Annotated in this window: 16 protein-coding genes; 1 reads left to right on the top strand and 15 read right to left on the bottom strand. The window is 36.8% G+C overall.

What is annotated here, in order from left to right:
* Positions 1 to 1,113: 1,113 nt before the first annotated feature.
* The 3 genes from QVA17_RS09730 to pyrF are packed head-to-tail and all read right to left on the bottom strand — an operon-like array spanning position 1,114 to position 3,767.
* Positions 1,114 to 2,025: a dihydroorotate dehydrogenase gene (locus QVA17_RS09730; protein WP_287388478.1), complete on the bottom strand. Its 912-nt coding sequence runs from the start codon at positions 2,023 to 2,025 to the stop codon at positions 1,114 to 1,116.
* Positions 2,025 to 2,819 carry a dihydroorotate dehydrogenase electron transfer subunit gene (locus QVA17_RS09725; protein WP_287388477.1) on the bottom strand — a complete coding sequence of 265 codons (795 nt, stop codon included), beginning with the start codon at positions 2,817 to 2,819 and terminating at the stop codon, positions 2,025 to 2,027. Before QVA17_RS09725 ends, QVA17_RS09730 begins: the two co-directional genes overlap by 1 nt.
* A gap of 24 nt (positions 2,820 to 2,843) precedes the next feature.
* Positions 2,844 to 3,767, bottom strand: coding sequence for an orotidine-5'-phosphate decarboxylase (gene pyrF / locus QVA17_RS09720; protein ID WP_287388474.1), 924 nt, complete (start codon positions 3,765 to 3,767; stop codon positions 2,844 to 2,846).
* Between the two features lie 268 nt (positions 3,768 to 4,035).
* Here pyrF and QVA17_RS09715 point away from each other — a divergent pair, with 268 nt between their 5' ends.
* Positions 4,036 to 4,971: an alpha/beta fold hydrolase gene (locus tag QVA17_RS09715; protein ID WP_287388472.1), complete on the top strand. Its 936-nt coding sequence runs from the start codon at positions 4,036 to 4,038 to the stop codon at positions 4,969 to 4,971.
* Between the two features lie 244 nt (positions 4,972 to 5,215).
* Here the strand turns inward: QVA17_RS09715 and QVA17_RS09710 are convergent, their stop codons facing one another.
* The 12 genes from QVA17_RS09710 to QVA17_RS09655 form a co-directional block, all read right to left on the bottom strand.
* Positions 5,216 to 5,797 carry a leucine-rich repeat domain-containing protein gene (locus QVA17_RS09710; RefSeq protein ID WP_287388469.1) on the bottom strand — a complete coding sequence of 194 codons (582 nt, stop codon included), beginning with the start codon at positions 5,795 to 5,797 and terminating at the stop codon, positions 5,216 to 5,218.
* 105 nt (positions 5,798 to 5,902) lie between these two features.
* Entirely contained in the window at positions 5,903 to 7,912 is a 2,010-nt protein-coding gene (locus tag QVA17_RS09705) for an HD domain-containing phosphohydrolase (protein ID WP_287388467.1), read from the bottom strand.
* A gap of 73 nt (positions 7,913 to 7,985) precedes the next feature.
* Complete coding sequence (locus tag QVA17_RS09700; RefSeq protein ID WP_287388465.1) at positions 7,986 to 8,948, bottom strand: calcium/sodium antiporter; 963 nt, start codon at positions 8,946 to 8,948, stop codon at positions 7,986 to 7,988.
* A 177-nt stretch (positions 8,949 to 9,125) separates the two neighbouring features.
* Positions 9,126 to 10,853, bottom strand: coding sequence for a methyl-accepting chemotaxis protein (locus QVA17_RS09695; RefSeq protein ID WP_287388464.1), 1,728 nt, complete (start codon positions 10,851 to 10,853; stop codon positions 9,126 to 9,128).
* 92 nt (positions 10,854 to 10,945) lie between these two features.
* Positions 10,946 to 13,582 (bottom strand): heavy metal translocating P-type ATPase, encoded by a 2,637-nt coding sequence (locus tag QVA17_RS09690; protein WP_287388461.1) that lies wholly within the window; start codon positions 13,580 to 13,582, stop codon positions 10,946 to 10,948.
* A gap of 80 nt (positions 13,583 to 13,662) precedes the next feature.
* Positions 13,663 to 14,025, bottom strand: a complete 363-nt coding sequence (locus QVA17_RS09685; protein ID WP_287388459.1) for a metal-sensing transcriptional repressor — start codon at positions 14,023 to 14,025, stop codon at positions 13,663 to 13,665.
* Positions 14,026 to 14,393: 368 nt separating this feature from the next.
* Positions 14,394 to 15,122, bottom strand: a complete 729-nt coding sequence (locus tag QVA17_RS09680; RefSeq protein WP_287388456.1) for a hypothetical protein — start codon at positions 15,120 to 15,122, stop codon at positions 14,394 to 14,396.
* A 45-nt stretch (positions 15,123 to 15,167) separates the two neighbouring features.
* A complete protein-coding gene (locus QVA17_RS09675; RefSeq protein ID WP_287388453.1) occupies positions 15,168 to 16,031 on the bottom strand; it encodes a lysophospholipid acyltransferase family protein in 864 nt (287 codons plus the stop codon).
* A 15-nt stretch (positions 16,032 to 16,046) separates the two neighbouring features.
* Positions 16,047 to 17,006, bottom strand: a complete 960-nt coding sequence (locus QVA17_RS09670; protein WP_287388452.1) for a glycosyltransferase family 8 protein — start codon at positions 17,004 to 17,006, stop codon at positions 16,047 to 16,049.
* A gap of 4 nt (positions 17,007 to 17,010) precedes the next feature.
* Entirely contained in the window at positions 17,011 to 17,880 is an 870-nt protein-coding gene (locus QVA17_RS09665) for a glycosyltransferase (RefSeq protein ID WP_287388447.1), read from the bottom strand.
* 11 nt (positions 17,881 to 17,891) lie between these two features.
* Complete coding sequence (locus QVA17_RS09660; RefSeq protein ID WP_287388444.1) at positions 17,892 to 18,677, bottom strand: lysophospholipid acyltransferase family protein; 786 nt, start codon at positions 18,675 to 18,677, stop codon at positions 17,892 to 17,894.
* Between the two features lie 254 nt (positions 18,678 to 18,931).
* Positions 18,932 to 20,857, bottom strand: coding sequence for a methyl-accepting chemotaxis protein (locus tag QVA17_RS09655; RefSeq protein WP_442911568.1), 1,926 nt, complete (start codon positions 20,855 to 20,857; stop codon positions 18,932 to 18,934).
* Between the last annotated feature and the right edge of the window lie 152 nt (positions 20,858 to 21,009).

Here is a 21,009-nt window from a genome sequence, read left to right as displayed (position 1 = left end):
TTTGAACTAAAAATTGAGCAGCTCATATAATTAAGAATAAGAGCGCTACAAACGGTTGGTATAATAACCAATAACATTAAGAGCACGAGCATATTCATGCGACTCTTAGACTCCCTATTAGCATTACTACTAGGCATACTCTGACCTCCTACTATTGAATTTCACGATGCATATAGTTATATTATACTATTAGAAATGTTTAATTTCAATGAATATAATGAAAAAAGTAGTGGGAGGCGAAGGGGTATGGGTTCTAGCTTTGCTGAACCCTGTGTGGTGTGAGGCGGGAGTTTAGCGTGAGTCGAGGGTGTGGTGTAGGTCGGGGATTCGGCGTTTCCTGTAATCAACTTAGCTTGTGGGGCAATTTGCATAATTTAGGGCTTGGTTTACTACCTTTCTTGGCTGAACTAGTGGGGAGTGCCTAGGAATTTAAATTGTGCGTGAAAAAGTCAACGGACTTTTTGAATAAAAAAGACATGATGTGGCCATACCGCGAATTTCTTCTAAATACAGGCACAACCTTTCCCTTAGTTTCTAAGCTCTCCACCGCTTCCAAGAAGCTTTTTGTGCTTTTTCTTGCAATATGCGAGAAAAAAAGCACAAGCAATTTTTTCGGCTCTCGAAAAATAGTGACTTTATTAGAAAGAAAAGCTTGCAGTAGCCACAAAAGGCTATATAACAAGCCGATTGATTAGAGCTGCCGGAGGGCTTAGAAGAATTCTTCTGTGCCTTAGATAAGGTATTTCACTCCCCTTAGGCACAAGAGCCCGAAACTACAAGGCTCTCCAATCTAGATAAGTGGTAAAGCATCATCTAATGCATCTCACCCCATAGCATAGTTAGACCAGTAATCTCCCACGCTCCAATAAAAAAGTCCCGGAAGCTACGCTTCCGAGACTTTCTAAAGTCTTACTCAAGACTATCTAATTTTCAAGTAAAGCGGACATTCGGAATCCGCTTCGCTACTTCCTCATGAACGCAGTGGCACTTTGTGCCACCTGTCAGAAGGGGCTTTAACCCCTTCTGACACTAGTAAGCTTTATACCCCCGCTTAAAGCTTACGCTTTTAAAGCGGGGGATTGCTTACACTGCGTTCAATGTATTACGCTTATTTTACTTCACGCAACCGATTAATTCCTTAATATCCTTAACACCATTCTTGTCGCAGAATTCTTCTAAGCCCTCAACTACCTTGATAGTTGTAAGTGGGTCGTTGAAGTTTGCAGTACCAACAGAAACAAGAGTTGCGCCGGCCATGATGAATTCAAGGGCATCTTCTGCATTTCTAATACCACCCATACCAATGATAGGAAGATTAACAGCATTAGCAACCTCGTAAACCATGCGCACTGCCACTGGCTTAACAGCAGGGCCTGACATACCACCAGTCTTATTAGCTACTGCAAATGTTCTTCTATTAATATCAATCTTCATACCTGTAAGAGTGTTAATAAGAGAAACTGCATCAGCGCCACCAGCCTCGCAAGCTCTAGCCATATCAGCGATGCTTGTTACATTTGGTGAAAGCTTCATAATAATAGGCTGCTTTGCAACGGCCTTTACGGCTTTAGTGATCTTCTCAGCAGAAGCTGGTACTGTACCGAAAGCAATACCGCCCTCCTTAACGTTAGGGCAAGAAATATTGATTTCAAGCATATCAACAGGAGCATCCGCAAGACGCTTAACCGCTTCCACATACTCTTCCTCAGAATGTCCGCATACATTTACAATAATCTTAGTATCGTAGTTTTTAAGAAATGGGATGTCTCTTTTTAAAAATGTATCAAGACCTGGATTTTGAAGTCCTATAGCATTAATCATACCACCATAAGTTTCAGCAATTCTTGGAGTTGGGTTACCAGCCCAAGGAGTGATAGCCACACCCTTAGTTGTAACTGCGCCAAGTCTATTTAAATCAACAAATTCTGAATATTCCATACCTGAACCAAATGTACCAGAAGCAACTGTTACAGGGTTCTTAAAATCAACGCCACAAAGATTAACTTTTAAATTTACATTACTCATTAAATTTCCACCTCCGCTGCATCAAATACTGGACCTTCTTTACAAACTCTTGCGTTGTTTACCTGTGAATGCTCGTCCTTTTTATGTGTCTTACAGACACAAGCAAGACAGGCACCAATGCCGCAAGCCATCTTCTCTTCAAGGGAAATGTAGGCAGGAACACCAAGTTCTTTAGCATAAGCCTTTACTCCCTTAAGCATTGGAAGTGGTCCACATGCAAATATAACATCAGCCTTAAGCTCTTCTGCCTTAGCCGCATCGATTACATTTCCATGGAAACCAACTGAACCGTCATCTGTTGCGATGTGAACAGTTGATACATTTTCAAATTCATCCTTTAAGAAATTCTCCTGATCCCTATATCCAAGTACTACGTCAGTCTGAATATCAAGGTTTGCAGCAAGTTCAAGCATTGGAGGCACGCCAATTCCACCACCAAATAAAAGAGCCTTCTTAAAGTTTCCACCCTTAGCTTCAATGGCAGCTTTAATCTTATCAAGCTCGTAACCGTTTCCTAAAGGTCCCTGAATTGTAAGCTTTTCACCGGCCTGCATCTTAGAAAACTCATCAGTTCCAGCACCTACAACTCTATATACGATTCTTAGCAAATCCCCATCAATTCGACAAATACTAATTGGACGAGGAAGTAATCTCTCCCCGTGATTAGAATAAACCGAAATGAACTGACCAGGGATGGCATTCTTTGCAATATCCTTAGTCTCAAACCAAATTTCAAATACGCCGTTGGCAAGCTTAGATGCCTTAGCGATAGTTGCATTTTCTCTAAAAGTCATAAAATCTCCTTCTTCAAATGATCTTTACTTACCAAGAGCCCCGTTAATATCCGCCTTCATATCCATCACAGCCTGTCTTGCTGCATCGCCAAAGTTCTTATCACCAAACTTAGCATAAGCATCCTTTGTATATGCTGCAATAATTCCTCTTGAGCTGTTAACGATTGCACCTAAACCATCTGGGTTAAAGAAATCTACTAAGTCCTTACCCTGACCACCCTGAGCACCGTAACCAGGTACTAAGATGAAATTCTTAGGCATAATCTTACGAAGTGCTCTACCCATTTCTGGATATGTAGCACCGACTACAGCACCAATGTTAGAGTAATCTCCATCCATTGAAGCCTCGCCCCATTCTCTTACCTTCTGACCAACTACTTCGTAAAGTGGCTTGCCATCAATTAATCTATCCTGAAATTCTCCTGAAGAAGGATTAGATGTCTTAACAAGAATGAATAAACCTCTGTCATTCTCATTACAAACCTTAACAAATGGATCGATACCATCTGAACCAAGATATGGATTTACTGTTGCAAAATCCTCATCGAAAGGTGTGAATTCCTTAGAACCAACCTTAATCTTACCAATATGAGCGATTGCATAGCTCTCTGAAGTTGAGCCAATATCGCCTCTCTTAACATCACCAATAACTACTAAGCCCTTTTCGTGGCAATAGTCAACAGTTCTTTTAAATGCTACCAAACCAGGAATACCAAATTGTTCATACATGGCAATCTGTGGTTTAACAGCTGGAACAACATCATAAATCTTATCGATGATTTCCTTGTTAAATCTCCATATAGCCTCACTTGCGCCTTCTAAACTTTCGCCATACTCCTCAAAAGTAGCCTCCTTAATGTGCTGTGGAATGAACTTCATCTGAGGGTCAAGACCTACAACGATTGGTGCATCTGTCTCAACAATTTTCTTAATTAATTTACTAATCATAATTTTTCCTTTCTCTCTTAAACATAAATAGTATATGCTCTTAGGTCATATCTTCCTGTTTGGATAAAAAAAATTACGTACAACTTTCTTATCTGAAAAATTATACAGTAATAAAGCCCAAAATACAACATCAAATTTTGGGGGAATTCCTTAGAAGTCACCTTTTATGCCGGCTAATTAATCTTGTTTTTAATTAACTAAAAATGTATAATAAGTACAGTGAAAAACTGAATAAAGAGTAGAGGAAATGAAAGGACAACGACATAATATGGGAGAACGAAACTTTATATCATGTGACCAAAAATCAAATGTACACGTGATGATTTGGAAGCCTGATAAGGCTCTTTATCCAAAACCAATTGCAATTTTACAGATTGCGCATGGCATGGTGGAGTATATCGAAAGATATGCGGACTTTGCACATTTTCTTACACAAGCAGGAATCTTAGTGGTAGGCAATGACCATCTGGGACACGGTCATACTGCAAGCTGCGAGGAGGACTTAGGCTACTTTAGACACGAGAATCCAGAGAATGCGCTGGTTCACGACATGCACCACTTAACTAACATAATCAAGGCGAAATACCCTAATGTGCCATATTTTCTATTAGGTCACAGCATGGGCTCTTTTATGACAAGAAAGTACATTAGCATTTACGGAGACGAACTTGATGGCGTGATTCTTTCCGGCACAGGAAACCAGGCAAAGCCATTGATCTCATTTGCATTAACATTAACTAACATTATCGGCTTATTTAAGGGGGAGCGTCACCGCTCACAGTTTCTTGCAAATGCCATGAGTTCAAGTTACAACAATAAAATCAAGAATCCAAAGACTCCAAGCGACTGGATTAGCCGCGATGAGGAGATTGTGGACCGCTACGTGCACGATAAATACTGCACTTTCCTATTCACAATCAATGCCTACAAGGGTATGTTTAGAACTATCAAGTATATCTCAAAGCAACACAACATCGACAAGATTCCAGCAGATTTACCTATGCTTATGGCTTCCGGCACTATGGATCCGGTAGGTGGCTATGCTAAGGATGTGAAGAAGCTCTATCAAAGATATTCTAAGCGCATTAACAACATCACTCTTAAGCTCTACGAGGGCGACCGCCACGAGATTTTAAACGAGCTTGATAGAGAGACAGTTTATCAGGATATTTTAAATTGGATTTTAGTCCAGCTTGGAAAGTAGAAACTACACCAGTTTAAGATTTAAAACTTTAGATTTTAAGCTTTAAGACTTAAGCTTTAATATTCAATCAGAACAATAATAAAAGCCAGCTAATTGAAAGCATTTGCAATCCGTTAGTTGGCTTATTTTTGAGTTAAACGCTCCGCGAGGATGCGCACGGATTCGGGTCTGCTGAATCAGACCCGAATCCGGCGCGCAAGACTCATGAGCGAGTCTTGACATTATGAAAATGTATCTAGCCCCACTATTCTGTCACAGCCGTTGCATTAGTTGCGCCCCAAGGGGCTCCTGTGACAAAGCCGCTATAATACTCTACATTTTCAATATTTAGGCAAGCGTTAATTCCTATGCTTACCATGTTTTTCGGGAAGCGAATTGTAGTTACACCACAGTTTGCAAAGCACTCAGAACCTACAGAAATTAGGCTATCCGGCAGTGTGATTTCTGTTAGCTTACGGCAATTATAAAAAGCTCTGTTGCCAATCTTTTCAAGGCCATTTGGAAGGCTGATGCTGGTTATATTGTTGTTGTCGCTAAAGGCATTGTCTGCAATTGACTCAACCCGCTTTCCATCAATAGTCTCTGGGATAACCACAAGGGCGGCATCCTTTCCCCAGTCCGATAGGCCAAGAATGGTAACTTCATCATTTTCATCAATCTCATAGCTAAAGGTCTTTGGCTTTATTTTGCTTTTGTTCTTGTTCATTAGCTGCATTACTCCGATTATGGATATAATCAGCACAATGCCAATCACTAGGCCAATTCCTATGGATATGAGATTTTGCTCTGTTTTAGATTTGAAATTATGTCTTCCCTTCTTTTTCATATTGCTCCCCCACTCTTATTTTTTCTATCGCCGATTCATAGGCCAATGTCGCCCGCAAAAGCAAACCTTGCCGAATCGGATATAAATTAACAAGTCACAAAAATCCTATCTTATAACCTTAGTTACAAAAACCTCCACTAGCTTTGGATCAAACTGGCTTCCGCTACAATCTATAAGTTCTTTTACAGCCTCTTCCTTTGTAAGAGTCTTTCTATATGGTCTGTCGTGGGTCATGGCATCGTAAGCATCTACAATAGAAAAGATTCTTGCAAGGAGGGGAATTTCCTCTCCTTTAAGACCATCAGGATAGCCGCTACCATCATATCTTTCATGATGTGAACGAATGTCATCGGCGATGCCTTCAAGCTCCTTGGCTGCCTTTGCAATTCTATAACCCTTTTCTGGATGGGTTCTCATAAGCGCCTTCTCATCCTCGTCAAGTGCTCCATTTTTCATAAGCACAGAGTTTGGAATTGAAACCTTACCAATATCATGAAGAGTAGCAAGCATGGCTAGCTGTCCCATCTCTAATTCTGTTAAATCAAGAGCCAATGCAAATTTATTACAAAGAATTCTCTCTCTTTCAATCTGCTTATCAGCAGCTGTGTCATACTCGTTAAGCCCCTGCTTTAGAGAGCCCACAAGGGAGCTTCTAGCTGAATCCTTCGACAACATTTTCTTATTACGCATAGAAGTTATGGCGATGTTTACATTGGTGTCTACTGGTTCATTTTTATTAAGAGCCACAAGACCAAATTCCGCAGTAACTCTCATCTTCTTTGTAGAAAGTCGCTTCTGAATTGTCTCCATAATCTCTTCCATCTCAAGGTATAGTGCCTTATCCCTCTTTCTTGAAAGGATTACGATGTTACCACCATCAAGACGTGCTATGAAATCCTTCTTAGAAGTTTTTTCTGTTAAAATGTTGGCAAGGCCCATAAGTACTCTATCTCCAACGTCCTGACCGTAATTGTCATTAATACGGCTTAAATTATCTATATCTGTGACGCAGATTGTAAGGTAGTTGTTTAGATTTTTTGCACACTCTCTGTAAAAGCTGCGCTTGTTATAAAGTCCTGTTAGGGCATCAAAGGTAACTGATCTTTCCAAGTCATCATAGGCCTTTGTTAAATCCGTTACATCCTGCATTACAAGGATTACGCCTAGTAATCTCCTCGCACCACTATAAAGCTTGTGAACCTTACACTCATAGATTTTTTCATTAACAGTCCAAGTAAATTCAGTTTTTGTGGCAAGGTCTTTACATTTTTTATTAAAGATAAACCATTCAATAGTCTGATCCCTGTTATCAAGCTCAATATCTGGGAAAATCTCTGCTAGGGCTGTATTAAAATCCGCAACTACGCCCTCATAATCAAAAAGAATTACCGGCACCTTCATGTGGTCAATAATCATGGTATGAGTGATATGAAGCATTGTTTTTTTTGAATACCAGAAGGTGTTCCAATAAAGCAACACTCCCAGCAAAGCGTAAAACAAAATAGAAATATCAAATCGAATATCCACATAATCTGAAATAAAAAGATACTTTACTAATAAAACCAATATGCTACCAATGATTAAAGAACTGTATCTTCCCCAGTAAACATAAGGGATTCGAAGACATTTTATAAATAATATAGATATAATAAATGCCAAAATGAAAATGTCATAGATAGCATGAATTGCAAAGCCTGTACTTGCCTCATAGCCTAAAACATAGCCGTTACCCACCATGTTATAGCTAAATTTTAGTGCTCTTTCATTGAAAATGTTCATAATAAACACGAAGGCATCTGCAAGCCCTACAATAATAAAGATCCACTCAACTACTGTTAAATAGAGATTTCTAAGTCTTGTAAAATCCACACAGTAGTGAAACAAACTAATAAGTAAATAATCTTGGAAAATTAAATTGATACTAACGCCTATGGACATTGCTGTGTAATCGTTAGTCAGAAAATTTACGGAATAACTAAAAATTGATCCAATAGCACAAAATGAAGCCATAAGTAAACTTTTACCTATAGCTTCATGTTCTTTGTATACTCTAATCATGAGTCCGATTAACATTACAGCTGCTGTCCAATATAACACTAGTAAACCAACGTTCATAGACTCCTCCCCTTTACAACAAATGATTTAACTATATTATAACTATTGCAGCTGTTTTAATCAAGTAATTATGCTACTTTACAAGCAAATAAATAAAGTAAGCAAGGTAGGAAATTAGTAACACAAATCCACCTAATCTATTAAGTTCCTTCTTTCTTACTACGCAAAGGAATAAAATCACCATAACAACTGTTGCGATGATAGAATCCACAATAAATGCAGCTTGGAAAGTAACAGGAATAATAAGTGCTGATGTACCTACTACAAAAAGAATATTGAAAATGTTACTACCAACGATATTACCAACTGCAAGATCTGCATTACCACGTTTAGCTGCAGTTACTGAAGTAACAAGCTCAGGAAGTGAAGTACCAAGAGCTACAATTGTAAGACCAATAAGTCTATCTGACATACCACAAATCTTAGCAATTCCCTTTGCACCATCGACTGCTACATTTGAACCAAAGACAATTAAGACAATACCAATAACAATTAAGCAAAATAACTTCCAAATTGGTAACTTCTTACCTGCTTCAATTTCATCTGATTCCTCTGCTTCGCCATTATCCTTATTCTTCTTAGTCCAGATAAATAAGTAAGCAAGATAGCCAATAAATAATACCCATAAAATAACACCATCTACTCTGCTAACCTGACCATCAAGACCAAGTACTAAAAGTACAAGTGTTACTGCAAGTGTAAATGGAATATCAATAAAGATTGTTGTCTTTAAAACGGCAATAGTTGTTATAACCGCTGTTAAACCAAGAATAATAGCAACATTCATAATGTTACTACCAACTACATTACCAATTGTAATATCAGCACTGCCCTTAAAAGCTGATGTAATACTTACGGCAGCTTCTGGAGCTGAAGTACCCATGGCAACAATTGTTAAACCTACAATAATTTCTGGAATACCAAGCTTTACTGCTACACCTGCAGCACCCTCAACAAACCAGTCAGCGCCCTTAACTAAGAGAGCAAATCCCACAACAAGGAATAGGATAAATTTTAAAAGACTTAAAAAATCCATATTCTAACCTCCGACTTAATTTCTTTAATTTCCTTTTTAGTCACATAATTTTGCAACAATATAATACTATAGAATTTCAATAATTCGGTCAATTTTTTATACTGAACTTTAAAAATCGGAAACGTGCAAATTTCGCACGTTTCCGATTTTATGTGTGTATTTTATATACTTATGGCATTAACGACCTCTAATCTTAAAATGTTTAACCTCATCTGCAAGGGTATCTGCTTCCCTATCGATTTCCTTAGATACTTCGTAAACATTTCCAACACTAGACTTAATCATATCTGTTGTAGCAGCAATCTCTTCACTGCTTGCTGCATTTTCCTCTGCCGCTGCTGAAAGAGAAGTTACTAAGTCATTAACCTGTGAGAAGTTTGTATTAATAACGTCATTAACCTCTGTAATTCTCTTAATAGCTTCATTAACCTTACTAATAGAATCAACAATATCTACAAACTTACCTCTAGTAGCCTCAACAGACTCATTCTGTAAATTAACGTTATCTTTAACTACCTTACTCTGTTTATCTGCTAAATCACTGGCCTTCTTTAAGGCATCTAACATTTCATTAATTGTGCTAGCAGAACCTGCTGACTGCTCTGATAACTGTCTAATCTGTTCTGCTACAACAGCAAAGCCTCTACCTGCCTCACCTGCTCTTGCTGCCTCAATAGAAGCATTTAATGAAAGGAGATTTGTCTGAGAAGCAATATCTGTAATAAGGGAACTTGCCTCTCCAATCTTTGTAGCGGATTCTGTAATACCTGTAAGTAAAGAGAAAATCTGATTGAATGACTCAAGAGATGCCTTTGTAACCTCCATAAGTCTTTCTACTTCTTTCATACCTTCTGCTGTTACATTATCAATTTCACCGGAAGCATCTGCAAGATTTTGAGAAGCATTTCCATTCTCATCAATAAGGCCTTGAATATCATTCATGTTGTTAGATAACTGAGTAATATCACCAGCCTGTGTTGTGGCTGTTGTAGCCATATCATTAACAGCCTGAGCCACTGATTCAATCTGCTCATTACAAACTGAAGCAAGTTGTGAAATATTTCTACTTGAAGCTGAAACGCTATCAGAAGAATCATAAATCTGACCTACAATATCTGATAACCCTTCCTGTAGCTTATCTGCCGACTTAGATAAAGAACCAATTTCATCGTTGTTATCTAGAATAAATGGGTCAAAAGCCAAATCATTATTAGCTAAAGTATTAATATCATCATCCACCTTAACAAGATTAATTCTAATATATCTAATCATTAAGGTATCCATAATAATTACAATTATATAAAGGATAGCTGCAACCACACCTGCTGCAAAAATAGATTTTGCAATCGAAGCTTCATTATCTGTTTTTGAATTTGTTGCATAATCACTAATAATATCTTGTATAATCTCAAGTTCATCCCTTGCTGCTATTAAGTTATTCATCTGAAGAGATATATCTCCTGTAAAAGTTGAGAAATCGTAAGCATCATTACCAGTATTATAATAATCCCAGAAGGCTTCTATGGCTTTATTAATACTAGTTCCTTCATAAACATGGCTTCCAATTTCTGGATACTTATCAATCAAGCTTTCAACATTACCAATATGTTCTTCAGTTGTCTTTAGATAACTATTAAAATTCTCGATTAATTGCGCTCCCTTATCAGAGCGTGAAGAAGCATAAATTATAAAATACAATTCTACAGTAGCAGCTCTACAAAGATCTCTATCTGCAGATAGTACCTCTGAACTAACTGTATATAGCTGCTCATAATAAAGCTTCTCACTATCCTTAGTAGTGGTTTTTACCATACTTGCAAAATAGCCTGTTAAAAAAAGCCCAATTAAGCCTAATGGAATAACCATAAGCATAAGCTTACGTCTAATGTTAAGGTGCTTAAACATATCTTGATCCTCCTAAATATGAAATTATATCACGAAAATACCTAGATAAATTATAGCACCTTTACCATTCTAATTCAATCAAAATAACAGCATTAGTTAATAGCAGTTACTGTATAATCCTTAGCTTCTACTGCTGCCTTTAATGTGTCATTAGAGACCTCACTTGTTAACTCAACTACTGCTTCTCCTGCCTCATGGCTAGCTGTTGCAGAGCTTACACCATCAAGGGCCTCAAGAGCCTTAACCACTGAAGCCTCGCAATGTCCACACATCATACCTGTAATCTTAATTGTTTTTTTCATAGTTTGTTCTCCTTTAATTAATTCTTTATTTTGCAAATCTTCAAGATCAACTTCTATATTCTCTAGATTAACTTGAAGATTATTAGCACTATTTTCATTAACTGCCAGCTTCTCTTCTTTCTTATGCATCTTAAAGAAGTTAAGTCTAAGGGCGTTAGTTACTACACAAAAGCTTGATAAACTCATGGCTGCTGCGCCAAATATAGGATTTAGGCTCCAACCAAAGAGATGTATATAAACTCCTGCTGCAAGAGGAATTCCAATAATGTTATAAATGAAAGCCCAGAATAAGTTCTCATGAATATTCTTTAGGGCCTTCTTTGAAAGCTTAATAGCTCCCACAACGTCTGATAAGTTACTCTTCATAAGTACCACATCTGCTGACTCAATAGCCACGTCAGTACCTGCACCAATGGCAAAGCCCATATCAGCTGACACAAGGGCTGGGGCATCGTTAATACCATCTCCTACCATAAGGACCTTACCCTTAGTCTTTAGCTCATTAATTGCCTTAGCCTTACCCTCTGGAAGGACACCAGCAATAACCTCATCTACCCCTGCTTCCTTACCAATTGCCTTGGCTGTAAGCTCGTTATCACCTGTAATCATTACTACTCTAAGGCCTGCTTCACGCATCTCCTTAATAGCTCTTGCAGAATCTTCCTTAATTGTATCTGCCACCCCAAGGATTGCTAAAAGATTATTATCCTTAGCTAAGAAAATGGCTGTCTTTCCACTAATTGACAGCTTCTTAGCCATGTCGCTAAATTCCTTAAAGATTGGAGCCTTGCCCTTTATAAAGCTTTCATTACCAGCATAAATTAAACTACCATCAGCTAATTTACCCTTAAGACCGTTACCTGAAACCGCTTCAAAGTCAGTGATTTCTACTTCTACAACGCCCTTTTCCTTCGCGTAATCTACAATAGCTTTAGCAAGGGGATGTTCTGATTTAATTTCAAGGGAATAGATATATTTTAATACATCTTCAATTCTTTCCTTACTATCAATAATCACGTCTGTAAGGCTTGGCTCGCCCTTAGTGATTGTTCCTGTCTTATCAAGGGCTACAATCTGCATCTTTCCTGTCTCTTCAATAGAAACTGCTGTCTTAAACATAACGCCGTTTCTAGCCCCAACACCACTGGCAACCATAATAGCTACTGGAGTTGCAAGGCCAAGGGCACAAGGACAGCTAATTACTAATACCGATATTGCTCTTGCTAATGAAAATGCTAAATCTTCTCCAAGTATCATCCAAACAATAAAGGTAATCACTGCTATAGCAATTACTATTGGAACAAATATAGCAGAAACCTTATCTGCCACCTTAGCTATAGGGGCCTTAGTGGCTGCTGCATCAGATACCATCTGAATAATCTTAGATAGAGAAGTGTCTCTACCTACTCTTGTGGCCTTAACCTTAATAAAGCCTGATCTATTAGTTGTAGCTGCAAATACTGTGTCATTCACTTCCTTATCCACAGGAATACTCTCACCTGTAAGGGCTGACTCATCGATACTTGTGCTACCCTCTAGTACAAATCCGTCAATTGGTACATTTTCACCAGGTCTTACTGCTAGCACATCACCTACCATAACCTCTTCGATTGGGACTTCTACCTCCACCCCATCACGAATTACATTAGCTTTCTTAGCTGCAAGCTTTAAAAGTGCCTTAAGAGCGTCTGTTGTTCTGCCCTTTGAAATAGACTCAAGTAGCTTACCTACTGTAATAAGTGTAACAATCATAGACGCTGACTCAAAATAGAGATTGTGAGCATATGAGTGTAATCTCTCCATATCACCCAAAGTCATAGCATCTGTCATTGCAAAAACTAAGATTAATGACCATGCAAATGAAACGCCAGAACCTAGGGCAACTAGAGTATCCATATTCGGAGCTCCGTGAATTGCTGACTTAAAGCCGCTAACAAAGAACTTCTTGTTAATATACATAACAATAATTGCAAGAAACATCTGAACTAGGGCAATTGCCATTGGGTTGCCATCAAAAAAGCTAGGCAATGGCCAGTTAAACATCATATGCCCCATGCTAAAGTACATAAGCACTAGTAAAAATACGATAGAGCTTACTAATCTCTTAATAAGTACTGGTGTTTCTCTATCTACTAAACTCTCTTCAATTCCTCTTGTCTGACTTGATGCGTGATGAGTGCTAGCTCCTGTCTTGTCGCTTCCATTAGCTTCTGCATCTGCGCTTCCATCATCTCTTTTACTAGCTCCATAACCTGCATTAGTTATGGCCTTAATTATATCTTCTTCCTTGGCATTACCTGTAACGCCCATGGAATTAGTAAGTAAGCTAACTGCACAAGACTCAACGCCTTCTACCTTGCTAACAGCCTTCTCGACTCTGGCCTGGCATGCAGCACAGCTCATACCTGTAACATTATACTGTTCCATAATCTTCCTTCCTGATCTTTTCTAATTTAGTTCTTAAACTAACTAGTTTTATCTAGTCACTTTAATCACTAAGTAAAGATCTACTTAATAAACTTCTGAATGGTCTTTACAAGTTCATCAACAGAAGCATCATCGCCTTCTCTTATGTCGTTTACAACACAAGACTTAATGTGATTTGCAAGTAATAACTTACTAAAGCTATTAAGGGCTGAACTTGCAGCACTTACCTGATTAAGTACATCGATACAATAAGCATCTGACTCTATCATCTTCTTAACGCCTCTAATCTGACCCTCAATTCTACTTAGTCTGTTGATTAAATCCTTGTATTCCTTATCATTCCTTTCCTTCTTTCTGTCACCACAATGGCAACAGACCTCATCGGCTGCAATCTCTACAAGCTCATCAGCCTCTTTATTTATCTTATCTGCATTATCTGGCATAAAAACACTCCTTTAACTTTAAGTCTACTCTAATATATATAATACCCCCACGGGGTATACATGATTCATTTCATATAATATACCCCCACGGGGTATATGTCAATACCTGTTGCAATTTCATATTGCAACAGGGCGTCCACCGATTTGCGAAGCAAATTCTTATGTGGGCTTTCCCCACACGTTGCAATTTTATATTGCAACAAAGCGTCCACCGATTTGCATTGGCATCAAAAAAGTAGCTCTACTGCTGCCCTAAGACAAACAATAAAGCTACTTACATTTCTAAATATGTTGCAATTTTACATTGCAACCTAACGCCCACTGATTTGCGAAGCAAATTCTTATGTGGGCTTTCCATATTTTACTGATTATCGTTTCTCCACATAACCCCTATCTGCAAACCACTTGTGCATATAGTTTGTAATATAAAGGGTATCAAGAGTATAAATGTGAGGACCAAAGCCCGTCTCATCATATCCAAAATTCATGTTAAACTTTCTGCCCCTAAAACGACCACATTTAAAACTCTTAGACAGATTAACGCCTCTTATATTTAAATCTCCATTAATACTAGTATATAAATCAAGTTCATTATAAGTATGGTCATTATTAATTCGATACATTTTAGTAAAAACATCATTACAACTAGAAGCACCAAGTCCTCTAAAATACTTAGTATTCATCCAGTTAAAACTAACATCCATCCAGTTACCATAAACCCTAACAATAAATCTATCATCAATAAATCTAGCGTCATTATATAAGTCACTAATAGAATATATAACATTATTTACAGGATATTGATACTCGCCTTTGTGAATACCTTTCTCAACAACAGGGAAGAAGACAAGACCAACCATTAAATATAAAAGACCAAAGGGCAATAAAAAACAACTAATATAAAAAGAGCCATTAACACTAGTAGCAACTCCATTAATGTATGCGGTAGTGTAAAAAGGATCATTAAAAGACATAGTCAATAAAATAATTCCAGCAAAAATACAAATAAAACCAACAGCACTAAAAGCAATCCTTGGAATCTTTAAATTACTGCCCCATTTAATATAAAAATTTCTTTTTTTCTCATTTGGAAACATATAACACCTCAACTAGTAAAAAATTCAAGCCACTTCCCTAAGTTTTTACAATCTCCAACCCGCTATATCTGTTTTCTCAAATTCATACTCCAACTTTTTCCCATAAGCCTTCTCATAAGCTGTCTTCTTTTGCTCATAATCCTTTTGCATCATAAGAACGCTATTCTCCCTCTCTGTTAAGTTAGGATCAGGATAAATTGCTGGAAGAACATGGAGTCTGTATCTAACATTATCAAATTCAGCACCCGGCTTTCCTGTGCCAGGTTCATCAATCATCTCTGTAAAGAATGAAAGGATTGGTACGTTAAATTTTGCCGCATAAAAGTAAGCACCTCTCTTAGGTGGACGAGGCTTTCTGTAGTTATACCACATTTCTTGCTCAGGATAAATCAAAATTATTTCCTTTTTCTTAGTTAAAAGATGATTAAGAGTTCTATGGAAATGTCTATTCATATAGTCTTTATCTGGGCTAATAGGAATTGTATCCGCATAATTTGTAAGGAATTTCAAAATTCCCTTCATTAAAAGATTCGTATCCTGACTTACAATAAACATCTTATGTCTACCTGCCTTTTTAAGACCATATCTTACAATTGTTGTATCTACTGGATTAAAGTGATTACTTGTTGCAATAGCACCACCCTTGTAGTCCTTAATATTCTCAAGGCCAACTATCTCAGTTTTTGCATTTACTAGATTAGTAGCTATATCTACGACTCTTCTTGCAATAAAGTTTCTGTAAATATATGAAATGCTACATCTATGTTTAACAAACTTGCCTAATATGTACTTTCTTTCTTCTCTTGAAAGAATTGCATCATCTATTTCAACCTTATCATTAAAACGACCTTCTCTTGCTGCTTTAATAATATTTTCAATTACAATCTTCTTGCTATCTCCTACTGCCATAAAGCTCCCTCTCTTTTAAGCTAATAATCTAACCTTTTCTCCTGATTCATAAACCTTCTTAAAAGTTGCCTTTTCAGAATTTGCAATCTTTATAGATGCTTCAAGCATTTCATTAGTCTCTTTAGCATCAATATCCTTCTTTGTTTGATCATAAGCAGCTTTATAATTTAGGATATCCTGGTAGTATTCGCTCTTCTTAGCATATTCCCAAAAATAGCTTTCATACTGAACTTCATCATACTGCCATGGCTTGTCTGTTAAGTTGTAGTGGATGAGCTTAGGATTTTCTAAAACTGCCTTGCCTTCAGTTGGCATAGCATCCCAAACATCGCTTAAATACTTAATCTTACCGTGGCACATAGCATTTATGTAATCCTGGTCTGGTGCAATTGTATCAAAGTGGTACTTATTGTAGAGTCTTAGGAAATTAGAACCCATCTCCACTTCTCTTAATTTCTTAAAATCCATTAAAAGTACACCAGAGTTAATATATTTTTCTGCTGGCTTAATTCCAATTGCCTCTTCCATATAAGTTCTAAAAGGAGGAATATTGCATGTAGAAGTATCTGCAATAGCTCCAATTAAATTACCTTCAAGGTCGATATTATAAAGCTCTGAAATATCACCAGGCACAATAATATCGCTATCAATATAAATACCCTTGTCATATTCTGGGAACATATCTGGTAAAAACAATCTAAAGTAAATAGTAATTGTCTGATAGATTTCTCTAAGGCCCATATTTACCTGTAAATCCTCAATTGTATCCTTCATCTTACAAAATTCGATTTCAAAGTTTTCTCTTGCAAGAGATGCAATCTTTCTTCTATTAACTTCGCTTAAATCCTGATGAATTACATGGATCTTGTAGTTGTTCTCCTTTGATGCATTTTCAATTAAAGAACAAAGCGCAACACTTAAAAATGGCGCATAATTATCATCAATAGCAAAAAATATAGGTACTGTCTGTCTCATATTATTATTCCCTTCCTCTTAAACAATTATCATTAATCTTTCTACTCTGATATTCACTAAGCAAACTATTATATCTGTCAAATAGTTCGTCATAGTCGTGTAACTTTAATACCTCGTGAACTCTATCCATGTCCCAAGGTTTAACCGTTACTTGTCTAAACTTTGGGAAGAATCTAAAGGTAGTTGTAAAATGTCTAAAGACCGTATCGTTATGATCTCGTCTTTGGTCATTATACTTTCTTTCACACTTCTTCTTAGCTATTGCAAGCTTATTTAAAGAACTTTGATCTGGCATTAGCATCTGCTTAGAAATGCAACGCATACGGCTCTTCTTAAATAGACCAGTCTCTCTAATCTTGGTCATATTAAGAAGTAGAACTCCCGAATTAAAGTAGTCAAACTTTAAAATCTTTGGTTTCCTTCTAAAGAAATGTTTACCGTAATAATCTAATACGCCAGCAAATTCATAATTATCTATATTCTGATGATAGAATTCGCTAAAGTCCTTCTTTGCTAGTACGTCTGTGTCTAAATAGAGTATTCTATCTGGTATCTCCTCAATCTCATCTGCATAAAGTCTTAGCATGCAGCATGGTGTAAATCTTGTACCTAAATTGGCTTCGGGTTTCTCTTTCTCAAAGAACTTAGATACATCAATTATCTTTATTGTTGAGCCTTCTCGTCTTTGGTGGATGTATTCGGACAAGAAGTCAATAAATGCATTAGAGACCGCCTTGTATTGCTTTCCCGCCATGGTTAGTTCAAGGGTTAGCACGTAGATGTTAAGCGGCTCTGTACTATTATCTAATAGTGAGATGGTGGACATTAAAAGTCCGCGCTCCATCTTGCGGTCACCACAGTATAATATGTTCATAAGTCTCTCCCTTATATTGCTTTTTGTTCCCCTTTATCCTTTTGTACATAATTGTAGTAATCGTAATTACTATTCTCTGCCCTAGAAAGCATTGTATTGTAAATCTCATCGTGTAGTTTCTTTTGAGCTTCTTTACTTGATAGTGTCATGTCAGGATAAAACGGACCATCATAATAAATTGTTATCTTCGCCTTATCAGAAAATCTTCTTTTCTGATATGTAACTGTCTGGCAAAATGCAGCTGTATTAAGCTCTACTGGGAATCTAAAGGAAGTGTCCTTAAATGGTCTAATCTTAGAATAATAAGGCCATAAATGGGCTTCCGGATAGATTGTCACAGGGTGTCCCGTTCTAATTCGTCTTGTATAGGCAGCTCTAAACTTCTTAAATCCCTTAATGGAATCTGGTGTTGGAAGGGCGCCTATCATTGTTAGGATGTGGCCAATAACTGGCAGTGCGAAATTCGCAGGACTTACCACTGTATAGATTCTTTTTGGCAATGCTGCAATTGCAGGCATGACTACGTCTCCAAAGGCTTGTGTATGATTGCTATACAAAAAATATCCCTTAAGCTTGGACTTTCTTAAAACCTTGCGATTCTTATAACTAACTCGAAGAATCAACTTAGTATATATAAGTCCAACTGGAATTGTTAAGAAAATGTATAAAAGCCAGGCAAAAAATACATAGAAAGGATTCTTATGTACCCATTTATAATTATCCTTAAGCTTATAATCTTGATTAGTACTATCTACTAAGTCGTCTTCAAAGCTTGTATAATACATGGTTTTTCTCATTTTCCTTCTTTATCCTCCCTCTAACTTTAATTTTATTATCAAAGATTATTGTAATCTAGATGTATACAATTGTCAACGAAAATAGCATAGATATTGCGACTTATAGTCTAACAAGTCTTGTTATATGGTTTTAAAAACTACATGTATAAAAAATAATAAGGGCATCATAGATAATCGGACCTGACTTATCTATGATGCCCTTAGCTTTTGTAAGCTGGCTTACATTTATTAGAAGTCTAAAAGACAACTAACCTTTATTCAAGTGTGAATCCACTAACTGCCTGACTAAGGTCACTAGCAATCACTTCTTCTTTTGCAGACATTTCAACTACCTCTGCAACTACATCAGCAACATCACTTACTGCCTTTACACTATCAGCTGAGCTTGCAGCTGTAACCTGTGTTGATTCTGCAATATTATTAATTGCATAACTTACTTCACCCATTGTTCTTTCAATTGTAGATGACATTTCAGAAATACTTTCTGATATTTCATCAATATTATGTGCATCATCACCATATTGTTTACCAACCTTTACAAATTGGTCATAATCTGGTGTAACAGTTTCATTTACAAATGCAAGAATCTTTTGAGCATCAGCTGTTAATTCTTCAAAGGCTCTTTGAACATCTTCTACTGTATTTTGGATCTTACCTACTGCTTCAGTTGTATCTCCTGCTAACTTACCAATCTCAGTAGCAACTACTGCAAAGCCCTTACCTTGTTCACCTGCTCTAGCAGCCTCAATTGAAGCATTTAAAGAAAGCAAATTAATCTGCTCTGCAATATCTGAAATAGTTCCTGCAAGAGTACCAATTGATTCTACTATACCTGCATTATCTATACTCTTCTTAAGTGATACGTCGTATTCTTTTGATAGGCTAATAGCATTGTCATAAGCAACTTTACTTCTTGTTTCAACATCGCTTGCTCGTAACATAATTTCCTTAGCCATATCCTTTGATTTAGCTGCCTGTTCAGAAAGAATTGATACTGATGAGTTAACTTCCTCAGTAGATGCATTAACCTCCTGAGTAGCAGCTGATGAAGACATAACTGCTTCATTAATTTCAGACATATTACTCTTAATCATATCAAACTTATTTGTAAGCTCTGTAGTAGCATTATTTAGCATTTGTGATGAATTATCAAGGGATTCAGAATGTTCTGATATAGCACCTATAATATCTTTATAGGTATCATACATAGCATTAAGAGAATTACCTAAATCTCCTACTTCATCTTTTGTTTTAACATTCAATGAAGGAATTGTATAATCTCCGTTTGATAAATCTACTGCAAATTTCTTTACCTTTACTATTGAATTAGTAATCTGCTTAACAACCAAATATATAACTGCAGCTACAGCTATTACTGCTACAATACATATGATAACAATCTTAAAAATCAAGCTTAAAATTGGTTCTTCTAATTCTGACTGATTAATCATTACAGCCAATTTCCAATTAGTCTTATCAATTGTCTTCCAATAAAGATCTACATCTTCACCATCATCATCAGTAAATTCCGATGTACCTGTAGCAGAACTTAAAATTTCCTTACCTGCTTCAGCCATAGAAGAATTTGATACATTAACAATATTAGTTGCCTTTGAAATATACGCATCATTTTTATATCCAATAAATATACCTGAAGATGTAAGAAGCATTGCATAGCCAGTCTTACCGACCTTAATATTTGTTGCAATTTCCTTAATATCAGAAATCTCAACATCTACTGTAACACATCCTATAAATTGATTATTAGCATCAAACATAGGTGCTGCACAAGTCATCATTATCATTCCACTTGTTGCATCATAATATGGGTCTGTAAAGACTGCTGATGTATTAGCTTTTGCAAGTTTATAATATTCTTGGCTAAAATAGTCATAATCTGCTGTAGAGTAATCATATGTTGTTACAATACTACTACCTTCTCTGTAAGCATAAGGACCCCAAATTTCATTATTATTATATACATTAGGTTCGAACCAAAAACCTGAGCCTAAAATTCCATCATAGGTACTTACAATTGATTTTAAAGACTGCTCTAAATCTTCTGCCGAAGCTGTTTGATATAAATTCTGTCCTGTTGCTGCTTCTGCATTAGCTGTTGAAGAAATATCCATAAGGATAGTATTAATATTATAGGCTTCTCCATTTAAAGATGTCTCCATTAATTCCTCATTACTTTTAATTAATTCCGATCTTGCTAAATTAGCACTTACTATTGTAAGTATAATCATTGCCAAGATAATTGTTGGTATAAGAAGGCACAGCAATTTGGTACTAATGTGTTTAAACTTCATAGAAAAAAAACCCCTATTTC

This window comes from Lachnospira sp., from assembly GCF_016290755.1.
Classification (GTDB): Bacteria; Bacillota; Clostridia; order Lachnospirales; family Lachnospiraceae; genus Lachnospira; species Lachnospira multipara.
The sequence above is the reverse complement of the archived record's forward strand: the minus strand, read 5'-3'. Positions and strand labels throughout refer to the sequence as shown.